The organism is Neorhizobium sp. BETTINA12A, assembly GCF_023006485.1.
Lineage (GTDB): Bacteria > Pseudomonadota > Alphaproteobacteria > Rhizobiales > Rhizobiaceae > Neorhizobium.
In genome coordinates, this window is sequence record NZ_JALBGW010000057.1 from 1 (window position 1) to 16,624 (window position 16,624).

A 16,624-nucleotide genomic window follows, 5' to 3' on the forward strand; every position below is an offset into this window, starting at 1 on the left:
CCCCAGACGACGGCCTGATAGGCGCGCTCCAGGGGACCCGAGCGGCCATGGTCGGCGAACTGGTCTGCGAGGTGGCGATGGGCGATATCGTTCTTGGCGGCGACCATCACGCCGCTCGTATCCTTGTCGAGCCGGTGGACGATGCCGGGACGCTTGACGCCGCCGATACCGGAGAGGCTTGCGCCGCAATGATGGATCAGCGCATTGACCAGCGTGCCGGTCCAGTTGCCGGCGCCCGGATGGACGACGAGGCCGGCGGGCTTGGCGATGACGATCAGGTCGGCATCCTCGTAGAGCACTTCGAGCGGGATATCCTCGCCCTTGGGCTCAGGGTCCTCGGGTTCCGGAAGGTCGATCTCGACGGTGTCGCCGGCATTGATCTTCTTCTTCGGCTCGAGAACCGGTTTGCCGTTCAGGCTGACGGCGCCCTGTTCGATCAGGGCCTTGATGCGGTTTCGCGAAAACTCGCCTTCGAGCACCGAAGTCAGCCAGGCGTCCAGCCGTCCTTCGGCCTCGTCGGAGGCGGTGAGGACTTTCCTTGGGCGCTCGGCTTCTTTAAAGGGATCGTTCATTCAATCATTCCGATAGCATTCGACAAGAACAAGGACGTCCCATGCCCCAACCCGAGATCGAGGAAAAGGAAGAGCCGCTTGATCCGGCAATGGAGAGAATCCGCCGGAAAATGGTGCTTCTGATACTCGTTTCGGGCGGGATCTTGTTCGTCTGCTTTATGGCGGTCCTTGGCGCCATTGTCTACAAGGTCGCGCAGCGGCCTGCCAAGCCAGAGACGATCGCCTCGACAGGCGGGTTCTCGGTGCCGGCCGGCCAGCCGCTTGCTGCCACCGCGGAACTGCCTGCCGGCTTCGTGGTGCAGGGCGTATCGCTCTCCGGCAGCCAGATCCTGTTCTACGGCCTGCTGACCGGCGACCAGAAGATTTTCATCTACGATATCGCCGCCGGCCGCATCGTTGCCGATGTGACGGTGGCCGTTCCGCAATAATGGCGCCGGTTCGTATCGAGGACGCGGACGACCCGCGGATCGCCGAATTCCGGTCGATCCGCGAGCGGGACCTGACCGGACGCGAAGGGCGGTTCATAGCCGAGGGCACGGTGGTGCTCAGGATGCTCGCCGCCGCGCATGGTTCGGGTGGCGATTTTCTGACCGAGAAGATCCTGCTGCTTGAAAACCGGGTTGCGGGGCTTTCCGAGATCCTTGAAGGTTTTCCGGCAGATATTCCGGTCTATGTGGCGTCCACTGCCGTGCTCGATCAGATCGCCGGTTTTCACCTCCATCGCGGGGTGCTGGCGCTTGGCCGCCGCCGGCAGGAGAGGAGCGCTTCCGAACTGATTGCGAGGCTGCCGGAGAAGGCATTGGTAGTCGCCGCCTTCGGCATCTCCAATCACGACAATATCGGCTCGATCTTTCGCAATGCTGCAGCTTTCGGCGCCGATGCGGTGCTGCTCGATGAGAGTTGCTGCGATCCGCTCTACCGCAAGGCGCTGCGCGTCTCGGTGGGGTCGGTGCTTTCGGTGCCTTATACGCGGCACGGCACGATGTCCGATATCCTGGCAGTGCTGATGGAGAACGGTTTTGCCGTTTGGGGGCTTTCTCCGACGGGCTTCGTGGAGATCCGCGAGGTGCCGGCGTCGGACCGGATGGTGCTGATCACCGGCACGGAGGGCGAGGGGCTGCCGGCAGAGGTGCTTGCCCGCATCCGATCGGCGCGCATCGCTCAGGCGCCAGGTCTCGACAGCCTCAATGCAGCGACGGCGACGGGGATCGCGCTCTACGAGATCGCCATGGCTCAGGGCAGGTTATAGAAGTCTCAGGTATTCGCGTCCTGGGTGGTAGCGAGCGTCTTCTTCGACTTCGCCGCCAGACTTTCCCGGTTGCCGTTTCCGGATTTGCCGGAGAGGATCTTGTGGATCGGTGAGGACGAACCTTCGGACGCCGCCGTCATCGCCACCATGCTGGCGGCGATCGCGGCGAGCTCCTGGCGAATCGCTTCGTCGCTGCCGCTGTCGTTCTGCAGGCGCTCGGAGAGCGCCATTGCTCTACTGCGGGCATCCTCAGCCATTCTGGCCACGACGGGATCGACGTCGGGTTGTCCGGAAATCCGGGCTTGTCGCGGAGGCGGAGCATGCGGAATTTCACGCAGGTTGATGTCCTCCGGAGTAATCTTCTTTTTCGGCCCCGCCTTTATCACCGGGCGGACGACGGCCGAATCGCGAAGGGCGCGACTGGAATCCCGCGCTTCGGCATTGGCGCCTTTCAGCTTGTCCCGCAACCGACCGATTTCTGCAAGCCGGCGCTCCAGCGTCGTCTCCCTGTCGGCACGGTCGGCAATTTCCTTGGCAAGCTTGTCCTCAAGTCGCTGGACGCGATGCTCTTCCTGGGCGAGCCGAGCCTCGGCGTCCTTGGCGCGGGAGGTCTGCAGCCGAACGTCGTTGCGCAACGTGTCCCGTTCGTCGCGCAAGGCGGTGATCCGGAATTTCAGGTTCTCCACCTCGGTGTCGCGGGTGGAAAGGTCGATCCGGAAGTTGTCGGCGTCGGCTATCATCAAAAGCTGGCGCTGCTGCAGCTTTTCGATCTCCTGGTCCTTGGCGGCGACGGTTTGCTCGGCGGTTTCGAGCGCAGCCTTCAACTGCTGGATATAGCTGTCCTCCTGACGCAGGCGCGAGCGGGCGTCGGCGGCCTCGACATCCATGGTGTCGATCTGGGTGCGCAGGTCGGTGATTTCGGACAGCAGCTGCCTGGTTTCCTCAGCAAGGCTTTCGCTCCTGATCTGCAGCGCGACCGCCTTGTCTCTTTCCTGGACGAGTTCCTGCTTGGTGCGCGCGTTCTCTGCCGCATAGACGGCGCGGGCCATATCTCGCTGGGCGCGGACTTCCTGCGGGCTGATCGGCAGCGTCGCCTTGATACGGTTTTCGGTGTAGCGCACGATGCGATTATGGACCGCCGGGGCAATCAGCATCACTGCAAGTGCGGCGCTCAGGAAACCCAAGCCGAACAGAAGAGCAAACTGAATCACGATGCGGCCGTTTCGCGGTCTGGATGGAAATGCGCAGGCTGTTTAAGCATGGCCGTATTCAACCGGCAAGCGCCCTTCAGGCAGAAGGCGGGATTATGGGTCGCTGCGGTGAAAAACATCAAATCCTCTCCGGTGTCCGGGGAGGATAATGGCAAATTTCAGAAAGGGTTCCAGGTCGGCGACTGGGTGAGCTTCAGATAACCGACGTTGATGCCGAGGCGAGCGCCGAGGCCGGTGCGAATCGGTACCAGGATCACATTGTTGTTGCGCAGCACCGTCATGCCGACGCCGGCGACCACAAAGGCGGAGCCGGACACGCCGCCGAAGCGCGCATAAAGGCTGTTGACCGAGGGAAGGTCGTAGACGAGCATCATCGCTCGTGTGCCTTGGCCGCCGTAATCGATGCCGAGCGAAGGCCCTTGCCAGAACACTGGGTGCTGGCCGGCGTTCTTGGTGTAGAGTTCACCTTCGCCATAGGTCAGACCGGCGATGAAGGCGCCCGACCCTTCCTGGCCGAGGATATAGCCGTTCGGCAGGCCGTATTGCGAAAAGGCCTTCTCGACGACCTTGGCAAGCCCGCCGCTGGTGGAGCCGAAGAAGCCGTGGCCGGCATCGACGATTTCCTGGGCAGAATATTGGTTGGCGCCCTGCTGGGCTGATGCCGGGCCTGCGAAGATCGCGATCACGGCAAACACCGTCGCTGCGAAACGTGCGAGGGCCGAAGGGGTGTGGATGCGCATTGTCAGATCCATGATTGTATCATCCAGGGGCATGCCTTTTGCATCATGCTTAAGGCCCAGCCATTTTGAGGCCATGATCTTAACAATCGGTTTACCAAATATGGTGTCATTATGACCAGGAACATTGCTTCATCCCCGCGCAACCTTCAGATGGCAAGGCAAACGCGGGGGGAGCATTTCCCAAACAGGAGACCTACATGCCGAAGAATCCGAATCTTACCCTTGCCGGGCCAGATCTCGCGGCACTTCTGTGCAGCCGTGTCTGCCATGACGTGATCTCCCCGGTCGGCGCGATCAACAACGGCCTTGAGCTTCTCGACGAAGGTGCCGCCGACGGCGACGCGCTCGACCTCATCCGCACCTCGGCCCTCAACGCCTCTGTGCGCCTCAAGTTTGCCCGCCTCGCATTCGGTGCTTCCGGCTCGGTCGGCGCCTCGATCGACACCGGCGAGGCCGAAAAGGCTGCCAAGGATTTCGCGATCGCCGAGAAGAAGACCGAGGTCACCTGGAACGGCCCGCGGGCTATCATCGCCAAGAACCGGGTCAAGCTGCTCCTCAACCTCTTCCTCGTCGCCTATGCGGGCATTCCTCGCGGCGGTTCGATGGACGTGACGCTGGAAAATCCGGAATACGACGCGAAATTCATCCTCACCATCAAGGGACGGATGATGCGCGTGCCGGCCAAGTTCGTCGAAATCGCCAGCGGCACGCTTGAAGAGCCGATCGATGCCCATTCGATCCAGCCCTATTACACGGTACTGCTCGCGGAAGAGTCCGGCATGGAGCTGAGGCACGTGGTTTCGGAAGACAAGATCGTCTTCATCGCCGAAACTGTGGCTGCCTGAGACGATCTCCGGTTGATTCCTGCCCTAGGGTAACCATTCATTAGTGCCATCCTCCTAATGATAGACGCTTGGAACCAGAGCGGGTTCAGCGTCAGGGGGACACGATGCAGCGTTTAATGATCGCCGACGGATCGGACATCGTACGGACGGTCGGCAAGCGGATCCTGTCGGAACTGGGCTTTCTCGTCGTCGAGGCCGACACCGCGCGCGCGGCGGTGACGCGCTGCAATGCCGAGCTTCCCAATTTCCTGATCGTCGACGCTGGCCTGGAGGGCGCGCTCGAACTCATCGGCACCATCCGGGCGATGCCGAACGGCAAGAGCATCCGCATCTTCTATTGCGTCATCGAGGCGGACCTGAAGAAGATGATGGCCGGCAAGCGCGCCGGTGCGGACGATTTCCTGCTGAAGCCTTTCGATCGCAAGATCCTGACATCGGTCTTCTCGGCCCTGGCACAGGCGGCCTGATCCACAAGCCGATACATCCGTTCGACCCAGGGCAGCCCGCATGGCCGCCGCTTTTCGTTTGAAGTCCGCAAGCAGGTTCAAAACAAAACGTCCGCCGGGCAAGCCAGGCGGACGTTTCGAAAGGGGATCTTCAAGGCAGCTCAGGCGGTTTCGGCGTATTCCGCCTCAGGTTCGCGCAGCACGTAGCCGCGGCCCCAGACGGTTTCGATGTAATTTGCGCCGCCGGCGGCATTGGCAAGCTTCTTGCGCAGCTTGCAGATGAAAACGTCGATGATCTTCAGTTCCGGCTCGTCCATGCCGCCGTAAAGGTGGTTCAGGAACATTTCCTTGGTGAGCGTGGTACCCTTGCGGAGCGAAAGGAGCTCCAGCATCTGGTATTCCTTGCCCGTCAGGTGAACGCGCTGGCCGCCGACTTCGACGGTCTTGGCGTCGAGATTGACGATCAGTTCGCCGGTGATGATGATCGACTGTGCATGACCCTTGGAACGGCGGACGATCGCGTGGATGCGAGCGACCAGTTCATCCTTATGGAAGGGCTTGGTCATATAGTCATCGGCACCGAAACCGAGACCACGGACCTTGTCTTCGATGCCGGCCATGCCGGACAGGATGAGGATCGGTGTTTTGACCTTCGAAAGCCTCAGAGTGCGAAGCACTTCGTAGCCCGACATGTCGGGCAGGTTGAGGTCGAGGAGAATGATATCATAGTCGTAAAGCTTGCCGAGATCGACACCTTCCTCACCGAGGTCGGTCGTATAGACGTTAAAGCTTTCCGATTTCAGCATCAGCTCGATGCTCTGGGCAGTCGCGCTGTCATCTTCGATGAGTAGAACCCGCATATTTTTCCCCTTTACCGCCGTGTAAGGTATCTTTGCCCCCTTACTCGATACGGATCCAGACTGAGCCTGATTTGGAAGCTGCCACTAAATGGTTAACAAATTATGATTCAACCTGGCAAGGTTCATGATTTCGTTAAGCAAAATTAGTAGCAACCTGATTTCCCTTTAAGATTGGTCATCACCAAGACTGAATCAGCGGATGAGGAAATTCCGCTAAGTGATTCATTCGACTCATACATTGTCGCGGCCAATTTAGGCCCTGGCATTTACCGACCCTTAAACGATCCGGTTTATCATTAATGATGCCCGTAAACGAAAGGTTAACGCGAAGCTTAATTTATTAACGTCGCGGGAATTTTTTGATCCGGAGTGTACCAATCCGGATACACGGGCCTGGGTCTCGCTATCCACGGAGTATTGCGTATGAAGTCGCGTGACAGCCTGGTTCGCCTGAAAAGTTTTCAGGTCACCGAAAAGCGTCGTCAACTGCAGCAATTGCAGATGATGATGGCCGAATTCGAGAGAATGTCTAAAGAGCTCGAGCATCAGATCACTCTGGAAGAGAAGAAATCCGGGATTACCGACCGGAATCACTTCGCTTATCCGACCTTCGCAAAGGCGGCCCGCCAGCGCGCGGACAACCTTCAGGTCTCGATTCGCGAGCTGAAGGTCCAGGAGGAAAGTGCCGAACTGGCGCTTGAGGAAGCGGAAGCAGAATTTGCCAAGGCTTCGGCGCTCGAAGAGCGCGATGGCGGAATGCGCGCCCGCGCTTAACAAAAGCCGGGCGGCATCAACGACGGAATGTCATAATCTGGGGCGGTGCCGCGGTGCCGGGCCCCATTTCCGTTTTTAGTCTTCCGTTAACGTTTGTGATTCGGGCTCCGCATCCCGCGTTAACGAAGAATATCCTGCCAGTCGGGATGGCGTTCCGTCTGGGCCTTGAAGAATGGGCAGAGCGGGATGATCTTCCAGCCGCCCTTGCGGGCTTCTTCCACCGCATGCAATGCCAGCGCCTGGCCGACCCCTTTGCCGCGAAGCTCGTCGGGAACTCCGGTATGATCGACGATGATAAGTTCCGGGGAGGCGCGCGAATAGGTCATTTCCGCATAATGACCTTCGACCTCGGCTACGTAGCGCCCGCCCGACCGCGTCTCTTCATCGGTGATATTCATGATTGTCCCGCTTTTGTCCGTTCGCCGATGGTGTAATACGGGGATGGCCGGAGGGAAATAGCTTAAACGGCCTCCCAAGGGTGACACATCGTCAACGGAGAAAGCGATGAATTGGCTGCGGCCGCTTCTTCTCGCGCTGGCCACAATCTTCCTGGCGCTCGGGCTCTTCCTGCCGATCATCCGTTTCGAGCGGCTCTATTTCTTCACCGAGACTCCGTCTCTGCTGGAACTCGTCGCGGCGCTGTTCCGGGAGGGAGATGTGGCACTGTCGATGGTGGTTGGGCTGTTTTCGATCGTTTTCCCGATTGGCAAGCTGGCTGGGCTGGCGGTGCAGCTTTCCGGACGGGCGGCGGAGGCGGGATTTTTCCGCCGCGCGATGCCGCATCTTTCGAAATGGTCGATGATGGACGTGATGCTGGTGGCGATCGTCGTCTTCGCCGCGAAGAGCAGCGGCCTGGCTGTTGCGGTCTCGCAGCCTGGCCTCTGGTTCTACGCCGCCTCGGCCATCATCGCCGGACTGCTGCCGTCACTGTCCCGGATCGGATCGGGGCAGAGCTGACCGAATTTTAGAAACCGAAAGGTGCCGTTGCATCCGTTGCAGCGGCACCTTTTGTTTTCCGGTGCGGGCTTGGCGCCCACGAATTCCGCGTCAGTGACGATATTGCTGAATGCGCGTGGTGCGCAGGCCGGCGAGGCCATGATCGTTGATGGAGGACTGCCAGGACAGGAATTCCTCGACGGTGAGCGTGTAACGCTCGCATGCTTCTTCCAAGCTCAACAGGCCGCCGCGAACCGCGGCTACCACCTCTGCCTTTCGCCGGATGACCCAGCGGCGCGTATTGGCCGGCGGAAGATCGGCGATCGTCAAGGGGCTGCCATCGGGGCCGATGACATATTTTACTCGGGGACGTATCATTTCGGTCATTGGACTCTCTACACAACGCAAGACCACGTCGGTGAGCCTAGCCGCCCAGTTTTAATATTTGACTAAACAGGCCGCAGCATTTGTTCCCACTGTGGCAACAATCGCATTGCGTGTCCCAAGGCAGGACGAAAAAGGCTTCCCGGCCGCTGAAAAGGCGGTGTTTCGATGGTTGGGCAGCCTCGGCGAAGGCGGCGATCAGAAGCCTTCGCCGCCACGAAATTCGGCGAGCAGCGTGCCGAACATGATACGCAGGTCGAGCAAAATAGAGAAATTGTCGATGTAATAGAGGTCGCATGCGATACGGGCGCGCGCCTTGCCGGGGCGATCCGTCGGTCCGCGAAGACCGCGCATCTGTGCCAGGCCGGTCATGCCGGGTCGCATCGAATGACGGCGATGATAATCTGCAACCAGGTTCTCGTAAGGAATGCCGGCAGCGAGCATGTCGATCGCGTGACAACGCGGTCCGACCAGCGACATGTCGCCTTTCAGGACGTTCAGAAGCTGGGGCAGTTCGTCGATATTGGCCTTGCGGATGAGAGCGCCGACACGGGTGATGCGCGGATCGTCGCGCACTGTCTGGGCAATCCCCTTCGCGTCGCCGAGGTCGGTGCGCATGGAGCGGAACTTGTAGACCCGGAACCTGCAGCCGTCCTTGCCCCAGCGCGTCTGTGTGAAAAGCACCGGGCCGTCGCTGTCGATGCGGATCGCCAGCGCGACGACCAGCATCAGCGGCAGGAGCAGGACCAGTGCCGAAAGCGAGACGCCGATGTCGATTGCGCGCTTTGCCGCGAGTTGCACCCGACGGCTGCCGCTGGATGCAAGGCGGGTGGATCCAGGGCAGGATTTAGGTGGTGCGATGGATTGCCAAATGCGAGTTGGCGGCGGCTCGCCACGCCGCCTGGCGCTCGACCTGTCGGCGGCGTCGTCATGCAGATCAGGAACACTCAAAACCAGCCACCCGTGCTCTACCCCCGAGCCTCGAAGGCAGCGGTGGCCTTTAATAGAACACCTCCCGAGATGAGTCATCAGCCAAGTTAACCTGGCGTTAAGAATGAAAAGAACTTTAGAATTTGCTGTTATGACAGCATTGCCAAGGATAGCTCTGTTTTTCCGGCGCCCAATTCCAGTTGTGCGGTTCCTGCATGCCCGAGTGTCAGGTAATCTCCGGCGGAAAAGGAAAAGATTCCCGTTGCGGACTGCATTTGTGCTCCACCGGCGATGCCGTTCAACAGAATAAGCGGCTGCGTTGCATTCTGCATCAGGCTGGTCGCATGGCCCGACGACGACAGGACCGCGACATTGAGGGCGACGAGGTACAGGCCGTCAGCTGGCACGACGACCCGGTTGCCGCCGCCGGCAGCCGCGGTGCCCAGCGAAAGGCCGCCGTGTGCGAGGGCGAGGGTCGTAAAGCCACTCTGCTGGCCGGTGGTCGGAGTGAAACTGGTGCCGGTGCGGTAAGCGCGGGCGGCCGGCTGGTTCGGTTGCGAAACACGGCCGCCGGGCGAGATCGACAGCCCGGTCTTCCATGTCGTCCCGTCGCTGACCTTGACGGAGAACTCGGTGTCGCCGGCCAGGCCCATTTCCGCATAACCCGTCCAGTTCGACTGGAAGAGCAGCGAGGCCGTGTCGGTCGAGGTGGCCTTGTTGACCTTGATCTGGTGACCGTTGCCGGCGTGGTTGAACAGGCTTGCCGGCGAGGCGAGGACAAGCCGGTTGGTGCTGTCGGGCGTCGCATTGATGCCGAGTTCGTCGAGGCGGCCGGTCGCGGGCAGAGGGATGTCCTGCCAGAGCGTGCCGGAAAATACTTTCAGCCTTTCGGAAGCGGCAAACCAGGCGCGCCAGCCGACACGTGGCTCTGTAAATGCCCAATAGCCATCCTGCCAGGAGGCAATGTGTCCCGTCTTGCCGGCCCAGGCGCCGGTCGGCGCGGTCGCGACCAGATAACAGGCGCCCTCGGCGGGTGCGCCGGGCGGGTTCTCGAGTTCCTCGGTGATCGTCAGATGCACCAGCGCGTCGAGCCGCAGCAGCGACTCGTTGTGCGTCACGTGTTTCTGGGCCTGCGAGGGCAGGATGAAAGGCATGTTCAGGTTCGCGGTCGTGTCGGCCATGGCTGTCTCCATTCGGTCGCCCGGGAGTCTAAGGCCTATCGCAGAGACGGGGAGGCGGAGGCGGCCAAGCCTTTGAAAAGCCTGACAGGGGCCTGCTGAAACGTACCCGCTTCAACACTGCGTGCCTTTGAAGCAACGGATGGGCGTTTCGCCGCATGCAGGCTTCTGGATGTCCTGATTGCGCTTGTCCTTTCTCTCGCATATGCGAATGTGAGCGCGGCGAGAGACAGGGAAAAGCATGCGTTATTCGGCCTATTCGATCTTCAAGGAAGCGCTGTCCGGCAATCGGATGTGGAAGCCGGCCTGGCGCGAACCGCAGCCGAAACCGCATTATGACGTGATCATTGTCGGCGGCGGCGGGCACGGGCTGGCAACTGCCTATTACCTCGCCAAGGAGTTCGGCATTACCAATGTCGCGGTGCTCGAAAAGGGCTATCTCGGCTCCGGCAACGTCGGGCGCAACACGACGATCATCCGCTCCAACTACCTGCTCGAAGGCAACAACCCGTTCTACGAGTTCTCGCTGAAGCTCTGGGAAGGGCTGGAGCGGGATTTCAACTACAATGCCATGGTCTCGCAGCGCGGCATGCTCAACCTCTTCCATTCCGACGGCCAGCGGGACGCCTATGCCCGCAAGGGCAACGGCATGCGCATCCACGGCGTCGACGCCGAACTGCTCGACCGCGAGCAGGTGCGCAGAAAAGCGCCCTATCTCAATTTCGACCACGCCCGTTTCCCGATCATGGGTGCGCTCTACCAGAAGCGCGCCGGTACGGTGCGGCATGATGCGGTCGCCTGGGGTTACGGCCGTGGGGCGGACGCCCGCGGCGTCGATCTGATCCAGCATTGCGAGGTAACCGGTATCCGCCGCGAAAACGGTCTCGTCACCGGCGTCGAGACGACCAGGGGTTTCATCGGCTGCAACAAACTGGCGCTCGCGGCTGCCGGTAATACCACCACAGTCGGGCGGATGGCCGATCTTGAGCTACCGATCGAATCGCATGTACTGCAGGCCTTCGTTTCGGAAGGGCTGAAGCCGGTGGTCGACCATGTGATCACCTATGGCGCCGGCCATTTCTACATATCGCAGTCGGACAAGGGCGGATTGGTGTTCGGGGCCGAGATCGACTTCTATTCCTCCTATGCGCAGCGTGGCAATCTGGCGACCGTCGAGCACACGATGGAGGAGGGGGTGTCGCTGATCCCCGGCCTGTCGCGCGCCAAGGTGCTCAGAAGCTGGGGCGGCGTCATGGACATGTCGATGGACGGATCGCCGATCATCGACCGTACGCCGATCGACAATCTCTATCTGAATTGCGGCTGGTGTTACGGCGGCTTCAAGGCGACGCCGGCCTCCGGTTTCTGTTTCGCCCACCTGATCGCCAAAAACGAGACGCATCACGTCACCCGCTTCATGCGGCTCGACCGGTTCGAGCGCGGCTACACGATCGACGAAGCGGGCCGCGGCCCTCAGCCGAACCTCCACTGAGCAAGATCCCCCATGGCAAGCCTGATCACCTGTCCGCATTGCGGCACCAGACCCAAGGAAGAGTTTTCGATCCGCGGGGCCGCCGCGCCGAAACGCCCTTCACCGACCGCCAAGGACGAGGCCTGGCACGCTTATGTCTATGTGAGGGACAATCCGAAGGGCCGATACCAGGAATATTGGCACCATATCGCCGGCTGCCGCCGTTTTCTGGTGGTCGAGCGCGACAACCTCACCCATGAGGTTTTCGGCGTGACCGACGTTTCGGAATTCAAGTGGGCGGGAGCTGCCGAATGACCTCCTATCGTCTCGGGTCCGGCGGCGCGATCAATCGCGGCCAGTCGCTCAGCTTCACCTTCGACGGCCAGACCTACAAGGGGTTCGAGGGCGATACGCTCGCCTCGGCGCTGCTTGCCAACGATCAGATGCTGATCGCCCGCAGCTTCAAGTACCATCGCCCGCGCGGCGTGGTGACGGCAGGCTCCGCCGAGCCCAACGCGCTGATGACGATCGGGTCCGGCGCGCGGGCCGAGCCAAACGCCCGTGCGACGACGGTCGAGCTCTACAATGGTCTTGCCGCTGCAAGTCAGAACCGCTGGCCATCGCTGAAACACGATTTTGGCGCCGTGAATGATCTCTTGTCGCCGTTCCTCGGTGCAGGTTTCTACTACAAGACCTTCATGTGGCCGGGCGTGCTCTGGGAAAAACTCTACGAGCCGCTGATCCGCCGAGCCGCGGGGCTTGGCAAGGCCGCGATGCTGGCGGATCCCGACCGCTACGAAAAATCCTGGGCGCATTGCGACTTGCTGGTGATCGGCGCAGGGCCGACCGGTCTGATGGCGGCGCTTGCGGCGGGCAGGGCAGGGGCGCGGGTCATTCTGGCGGACGAGGGGTTTCGGCTGGGCGGTTCGCTGCTGTCGGAAAGCTCCGCAATCGGCGGTCGGCCGGCTGCGGAATTCGCGGCTGATATCGTCGCGGAACTGGCGTCGCTGCCGAATGTCACTCTGATGCCGCGTACGACCGTGTTCGGCTGGTATGACGACATGGTGTTCGGTGCCGTCGAGCGGGTGCAGAAACACGTGGCCTCGCCATCGCCGGACCTGCCGATGGAGCGGCTGTGGCGCGTCGTCGCCAAGCAGGCGATCCTCGCCACTGGAGCGGAGGAACGGCCGCTCGTCTTCGGCGGTAACGACAAGCCGGGCGTGGTGACGGCAGGGGCTGCCCGCACCTATCTCAACCGCTACGGCGTCGCTGTCGGCGGCAAGGTCGCCGTCTTCACCAATGGCGGCTCCGGGTACCGCACCGCGGCCGATCTCTTAGCGCAGGGCGTCGACGTCACCGCCATCATCGATGCGCGGCCGCAATCGGCCGATCCGGTGCCGGAAAGCGTGAGGGTCATCCGCAACGGCTCGGTCATCGCTACCAAGGGGCGCCACCGAATCGAGGGGCTGATTGCCGAGCGTTCCGGCTTCGAGGAGGTGATTGGCTGCGATGCGTTGGCGATGTCGGGCGGCTGGTCGCCGATCGTGCATCTGATGTGCCAGCGCGGCGCCAAGCCGGTGTGGTCGGACGAGAAGCAGGCATTTCTGCCGCCTGACGTCGGCGGCGCTTTCTTGGCTGCGGGTTCGGCTGCCGGCCATGCGTCGATCGGGGATTGTCTGAAGGATGGTTCGGCCAAGGCGCATGCAGCACTCGACGCGTTGGGCAGGCTGGTGGGCGCGCTTGAAGCGCCCGAGGTCGAGGGCGAATACGATCCGTCCTTCGCGCCTCTCTGGTACGTGCCGGGTGCCCGGGACAAGGCTTTCGTCGATTTCCAGAACGACGTGCATGTCGGCGATCTCGGCCTCGCCCAGCGGGAAGGTTTTCGCCATATCGAACACACCAAGCGTTACACGACCGCCGGCATGGCGACCGACCAGGGCAAGCTCGGCAACGTCAACGCGGCCGGCATCGTCGCCGGCATGCGCGGGGTGTCGCCTGCCGAGATCGGCACCACCACATTCCGGCCGTTCTACACACCGGTCTCGTTCGGCGCTCTCGCCGGTACTGCGCGGGCGGAACATGCGGCGCCGGTGCGCATCTCACCGCTGCATAACTGGGCGAGAAAGAACGGCGCAACCTTCGTGGACGCAGGTCTCTGGTACCGTTCCGCCTGGTTCCCCCGAGAGGGTGAAAAGACCTGGCGGGAAAGCGTCGACCGCGAGGTTCTCAGCGTCCGCGCCAATGCGGGGCTCTGCGACGTCTCCACGCTCGGCAAGATCGAGATATTTGGCGCAGGTGCGGCGGAATTCCTCGACCGCATCTATTCGAACGGCTTTCTCAAGCTGCCGGTCGGAAGAGCGCGTTACGGGCTGATGCTGCGCGAGGACGGTATCGTCTTCGACGACGGAACGGTGAGCAGGCTTTCCGAAAACCACTATGTCATGACCACGACGACGGCTTTTGCCGCGGACGTACTCGCGCATCTGGAATTCTCGGCGCAGACCTTCTGGCCGGAGCTCGACGTGCGCTTCGTCTCCTCGACGGATCAATGGGCGCAGATGTCCCTCGCCGGTCCGAAGGCGCGAATCATCATGAGCCGCGTCGTGCAGGACGATATTTCCGATGCTGCCTTACCCTTCCTCGCCGCCAGGGAGGTGATGCTGCGCGACGGGCTGAAGGCGCGGCTGTTCCGCATTTCCTTCTCGGGCGAACTCGCCTACGAGCTCGCGGTTCCGGCCGGTTACGGCGAGGCCGTCGCCGACGCGATCATGAACGCGGGCCGCGAGGAGGGCATCTGCGCCTATGGCGTCGAGGCGCTCAACGTGCTGCGCGTCGAGAAGGGGCATGTCACCCACAGCGAACTCGACGGCCGCACTACCGCGGACGATGTCGGGCTCGGCCGGATGATGGCGATGCAGAAGCCGGATTTCATCGGCAAGCGGCTCTCGACCCGATTCGGATTGACGGCCGCCGACCGGCTGCAGCTCGTCGGATTGAAGCCGATCGAGGCAGACAAGGATATCAAGGCCGGTGCGCATCTCCTGAAGGATGGTGCAAAGCCCTCCCTCGCCAACGACCAGGGCTTTGTTTCTTCGGCTTGTTTTTCGCCAACGCTCGGGCATTTCATCGCGCTCGCCATGCTGAAATCCGGGCGCGAGCGGATCGGCGAACGGATCATGGTCTGGGACGGGTTGCGCGGCTCGGAGGTGCTCGCGCAAGTCTGTCCGCCGGTCTTCGTCGATCCCGAAAACAGCAAACTGCATCTCTGAGGGCCACCGATGTCGATCAACCTTCTCCACCGGCATGTCCTCGAGGATCATATTTCCGGCTTCGAGACGGATCCCAATCCGAACCACCTCTCGGTCATTCGCCGGCCGGTAATCTTCACCGTTCTCGCCCATGCAGGCCAGGAGGCCGCCGTCGCCGAGGCCCTGTGGAATGCTCCGGATGTGGCGCCGCGCTTCTGCGGCCCCTCCGAATGGCTTGCCGTGTCGCGGACGGTCGGGGCCGAGACGGTCGCCGGCATGCTGTCCGAAATCGCGGGCGCATCCGTGGTCGACCAGAGCGACGGCCGGGTCCTGATGGAAATCTCCGGCCCGAGCGTGCGAAAGATACTGGCCAAATGCGTGGCGATCGATCTGCATCCGGAGGTGTTCGAGGAGGGGCATTCCGCCGCGATATTGTGCTGCCACGCTGAGGTAAATGTCGCGCGCACCGGTGCCGACACGTTCGAGATCATCGTGCCGCGCTCGCTTGCCGGATCGGTTTTCGAGGAGCTGATGGAGATGGGCCGCGAGCATGCACTGACCCGCGGCTTCGTGGACTGAGCGCCGAGCCTGCAGGGCGAGGGTCGAATCTGAATTTAACGTTAACCGCGGGACGATCTTTAATTTCGAAAACCGGGCGCCTTGGCTAATTTTTCGACAGAAGCTGCCGGTTTTTTGGAATTTCTGATCTTTGTGTTGCCAGATTGTTGAGAAGTGCTGCGATTTTGTCGGTCTCGCGGCTTTTTGTCTTCCCATTCCTTACGAAAACGTTATGGAATGCGCCAAAGAACGTAAGAACCCGCAAGGGGCAAATAAACGAGATGTGACCCTTCCGGGATCGCATCCAGGGGAAAATATATGGAGTATTTTATCCAGCAGCTCATCAACGGGCTGACTCTTGGATCCATCTATGGCCTTGTCGCAATCGGCTATACGATGGTTTATGGCATCATCGGCATGATCAACTTCGCCCATGGCGATATTTTCATGCTCGGCGGCTTTGCCGCTCTCATCGTCTTCCTGATCGCAACCTCCTTCTTCGCCGGCATTCCGGTGGCGTTGCTTCTGCTGCTGATGTTGCTCGTCGGCATGCTGATGACGGGGTTGTGGAACTGGACGATCGAGCGGGTCGCTTACCGGCCGTTGCGCGGTTCATTCCGGCTTGCGCCGCTGATCACCGCGATCGGCATGTCGATCGTGCTGTCCAACTTCATCCAGGTGACGCAGGGCCCGCGCAACAAGCCGATCCCGCCGATGGTGACCGACGTCTTCCATATCGGCGGCATCACCATCTCGCTGAAGCAGGTGCTCATCGTCATCATCACGGCGGTGCTGCTGTTCGCCTTCTGGTACATCGTCAACAAGACGCCGCTCGGCCGCGCCCAGCGGGCGACCGAGCAGGACCGCAAGATGGCGGCACTGCTCGGCGTCGATGTCGACCGGACGATCTCGATCACCTTCATCATGGGTGCAGCGCTCGCGGCGGTCGCCGGTGGCATGTATCTGATGTATTATGGCGTCGCCTCGTTCAACGACGGCTTCATCCCAGGCGTCAAGGCGTTCACCGCAGCGGTTCTCGGCGGTATCGGGTCATTGCCGGGTGCCGTTCTCGGCGGGCTTCTGATCGGTCTCATCGAGTCGCTGTGGTCGGCCTATTTCTCCATCGCCTACAAGGACGTCGCCACGTTTGCGATCCTCGCTTTCGTGCTGATCTTCAAGCCGACCGGCATTCTCGGCCGGCCGGAAGTGGAGAAGGTGTAAC

The 16,624-nt window shown here is 61.4% G+C and carries 19 protein-coding genes; 11 read left to right on the forward strand and 8 right to left on the reverse strand.

Going from position 1 to position 16,624, the window contains the following annotated elements:
* On the reverse strand, window positions 1–572 hold a 572-nt coding region (locus MOV61_RS15520), incomplete at its 3' end, for an RluA family pseudouridine synthase (RefSeq protein WP_247137224.1).
* Between the two features lie 41 nt (window positions 573–613).
* On the opposite strand from MOV61_RS15520, the gene MOV61_RS15525 reads away from it, so the two are divergent.
* The gene (locus MOV61_RS15525; protein ID WP_038544630.1) at window positions 614–1,000 is read left to right on the forward strand and encodes a hypothetical protein; all 387 of its coding nucleotides are present in this window, start codon (window positions 614–616) and stop codon (window positions 998–1,000) included.
* The gene (locus tag MOV61_RS15530; RefSeq protein WP_247137225.1) at window positions 1,000–1,821 is read left to right on the forward strand and encodes an RNA methyltransferase; all 822 of its coding nucleotides are present in this window, start codon (window positions 1,000–1,002) and stop codon (window positions 1,819–1,821) included. The genes MOV61_RS15525 and MOV61_RS15530 overlap by 1 nt, the downstream gene beginning before the upstream one ends.
* Before the next feature lie 5 nt (window positions 1,822–1,826).
* On the opposite strand, the gene MOV61_RS15535 is transcribed toward MOV61_RS15530, so the two are convergent.
* Both MOV61_RS15535 and MOV61_RS15540 read right to left on the reverse strand, forming a co-directional pair.
* Entirely contained in the window at window positions 1,827–3,032 is a 1,206-nt protein-coding gene (locus tag MOV61_RS15535) for a hypothetical protein (protein ID WP_247137226.1), read from the reverse strand.
* 158 nt (window positions 3,033–3,190) lie between these two features.
* Complete coding sequence (locus tag MOV61_RS15540) at window positions 3,191–3,784, reverse strand: DUF1134 domain-containing protein (protein WP_157885158.1); 594 nt, start codon at window positions 3,782–3,784, stop codon at window positions 3,191–3,193.
* A gap of 185 nt (window positions 3,785–3,969) precedes the next feature.
* Between MOV61_RS15540 and chpT the strand changes: the two genes are divergently transcribed.
* On the forward strand, window positions 3,970–4,617 hold the full coding sequence (gene chpT, locus MOV61_RS15545; protein WP_038544625.1) for a histidine phosphotransferase ChpT: 648 nt from the start codon (window positions 3,970–3,972) through the stop codon (window positions 4,615–4,617).
* A 104-nt stretch (window positions 4,618–4,721) separates the two neighbouring features.
* A complete protein-coding gene (locus MOV61_RS15550; protein WP_038544623.1) occupies window positions 4,722–5,084 on the forward strand; it encodes a PleD family two-component system response regulator in 363 nt (120 codons plus the stop codon).
* A gap of 140 nt (window positions 5,085–5,224) precedes the next feature.
* Here MOV61_RS15550 and ctrA read toward each other — a convergent pair whose 3' ends face one another.
* Window positions 5,225–5,923 carry a response regulator transcription factor CtrA gene (gene ctrA, locus MOV61_RS15555; protein WP_038544621.1) on the reverse strand — a complete coding sequence of 233 codons (699 nt, stop codon included), beginning with the start codon at window positions 5,921–5,923 and terminating at the stop codon, window positions 5,225–5,227.
* A 423-nt stretch (window positions 5,924–6,346) separates the two neighbouring features.
* On the opposite strand from ctrA, the gene MOV61_RS15560 reads away from it, so the two are divergent.
* Window positions 6,347–6,697, forward strand: a complete 351-nt coding sequence (locus MOV61_RS15560; RefSeq protein ID WP_007769465.1) for a hypothetical protein — start codon at window positions 6,347–6,349, stop codon at window positions 6,695–6,697.
* A gap of 119 nt (window positions 6,698–6,816) precedes the next feature.
* Here the strand turns inward: MOV61_RS15560 and MOV61_RS15565 are convergent, their stop codons facing one another.
* A complete protein-coding gene (locus MOV61_RS15565) occupies window positions 6,817–7,095 on the reverse strand; it encodes a GNAT family N-acetyltransferase (protein ID WP_038544619.1) in 279 nt (92 codons plus the stop codon).
* 106 nt (window positions 7,096–7,201) lie between these two features.
* Between MOV61_RS15565 and MOV61_RS15570 the strand changes: the two genes are divergently transcribed.
* Window positions 7,202–7,654, forward strand: coding sequence for a paraquat-inducible protein A (locus tag MOV61_RS15570; protein WP_247137227.1), 453 nt, complete (start codon window positions 7,202–7,204; stop codon window positions 7,652–7,654).
* A 90-nt stretch (window positions 7,655–7,744) separates the two neighbouring features.
* Here the strand turns inward: MOV61_RS15570 and MOV61_RS15575 are convergent, their stop codons facing one another.
* The 3 genes from MOV61_RS15575 to MOV61_RS15585 form a co-directional block, all read right to left on the reverse strand.
* Window positions 7,745–8,020, reverse strand: a complete 276-nt coding sequence (locus MOV61_RS15575; protein WP_018327815.1) for a DUF1153 domain-containing protein — start codon at window positions 8,018–8,020, stop codon at window positions 7,745–7,747.
* A 195-nt stretch (window positions 8,021–8,215) separates the two neighbouring features.
* Window positions 8,216–8,968: a sugar transferase gene (locus MOV61_RS15580; RefSeq protein ID WP_408962386.1), complete on the reverse strand. Its 753-nt coding sequence runs from the start codon at window positions 8,966–8,968 to the stop codon at window positions 8,216–8,218.
* A gap of 128 nt (window positions 8,969–9,096) precedes the next feature.
* Entirely contained in the window at window positions 9,097–10,128 is a 1,032-nt protein-coding gene (locus MOV61_RS15585) for a DUF2793 domain-containing protein (protein ID WP_247137229.1), read from the reverse strand.
* A 238-nt stretch (window positions 10,129–10,366) separates the two neighbouring features.
* On the opposite strand from MOV61_RS15585, the gene MOV61_RS15590 reads away from it, so the two are divergent.
* The 5 genes from MOV61_RS15590 to MOV61_RS15610 all read left to right on the forward strand — a co-directional run bounded on the left by MOV61_RS15590 (window position 10,367) and on the right by MOV61_RS15610 (window position 16,623).
* Entirely contained in the window at window positions 10,367–11,617 is a 1,251-nt protein-coding gene (locus MOV61_RS15590; protein WP_247137230.1) for a sarcosine oxidase subunit beta family protein, read from the forward strand.
* A gap of 12 nt (window positions 11,618–11,629) precedes the next feature.
* Window positions 11,630–11,911 carry a sarcosine oxidase subunit delta gene (locus MOV61_RS15595; RefSeq protein WP_247137231.1) on the forward strand — a complete coding sequence of 94 codons (282 nt, stop codon included), beginning with the start codon at window positions 11,630–11,632 and terminating at the stop codon, window positions 11,909–11,911.
* On the forward strand, window positions 11,908–14,865 hold the full coding sequence (locus MOV61_RS15600) for a sarcosine oxidase subunit alpha family protein (protein WP_247137232.1): 2,958 nt from the start codon (window positions 11,908–11,910) through the stop codon (window positions 14,863–14,865). Before MOV61_RS15595 ends, MOV61_RS15600 begins: the two co-directional genes overlap by 4 nt.
* A gap of 9 nt (window positions 14,866–14,874) precedes the next feature.
* Entirely contained in the window at window positions 14,875–15,423 is a 549-nt protein-coding gene (locus MOV61_RS15605; RefSeq protein ID WP_247137233.1) for a sarcosine oxidase subunit gamma, read from the forward strand.
* Window positions 15,424–15,720: 297 nt separating this feature from the next.
* A complete protein-coding gene (locus MOV61_RS15610; protein WP_038544603.1) occupies window positions 15,721–16,623 on the forward strand; it encodes a branched-chain amino acid ABC transporter permease in 903 nt (300 codons plus the stop codon).
* Window position 16,624: the final 1 nt, after the last annotated feature.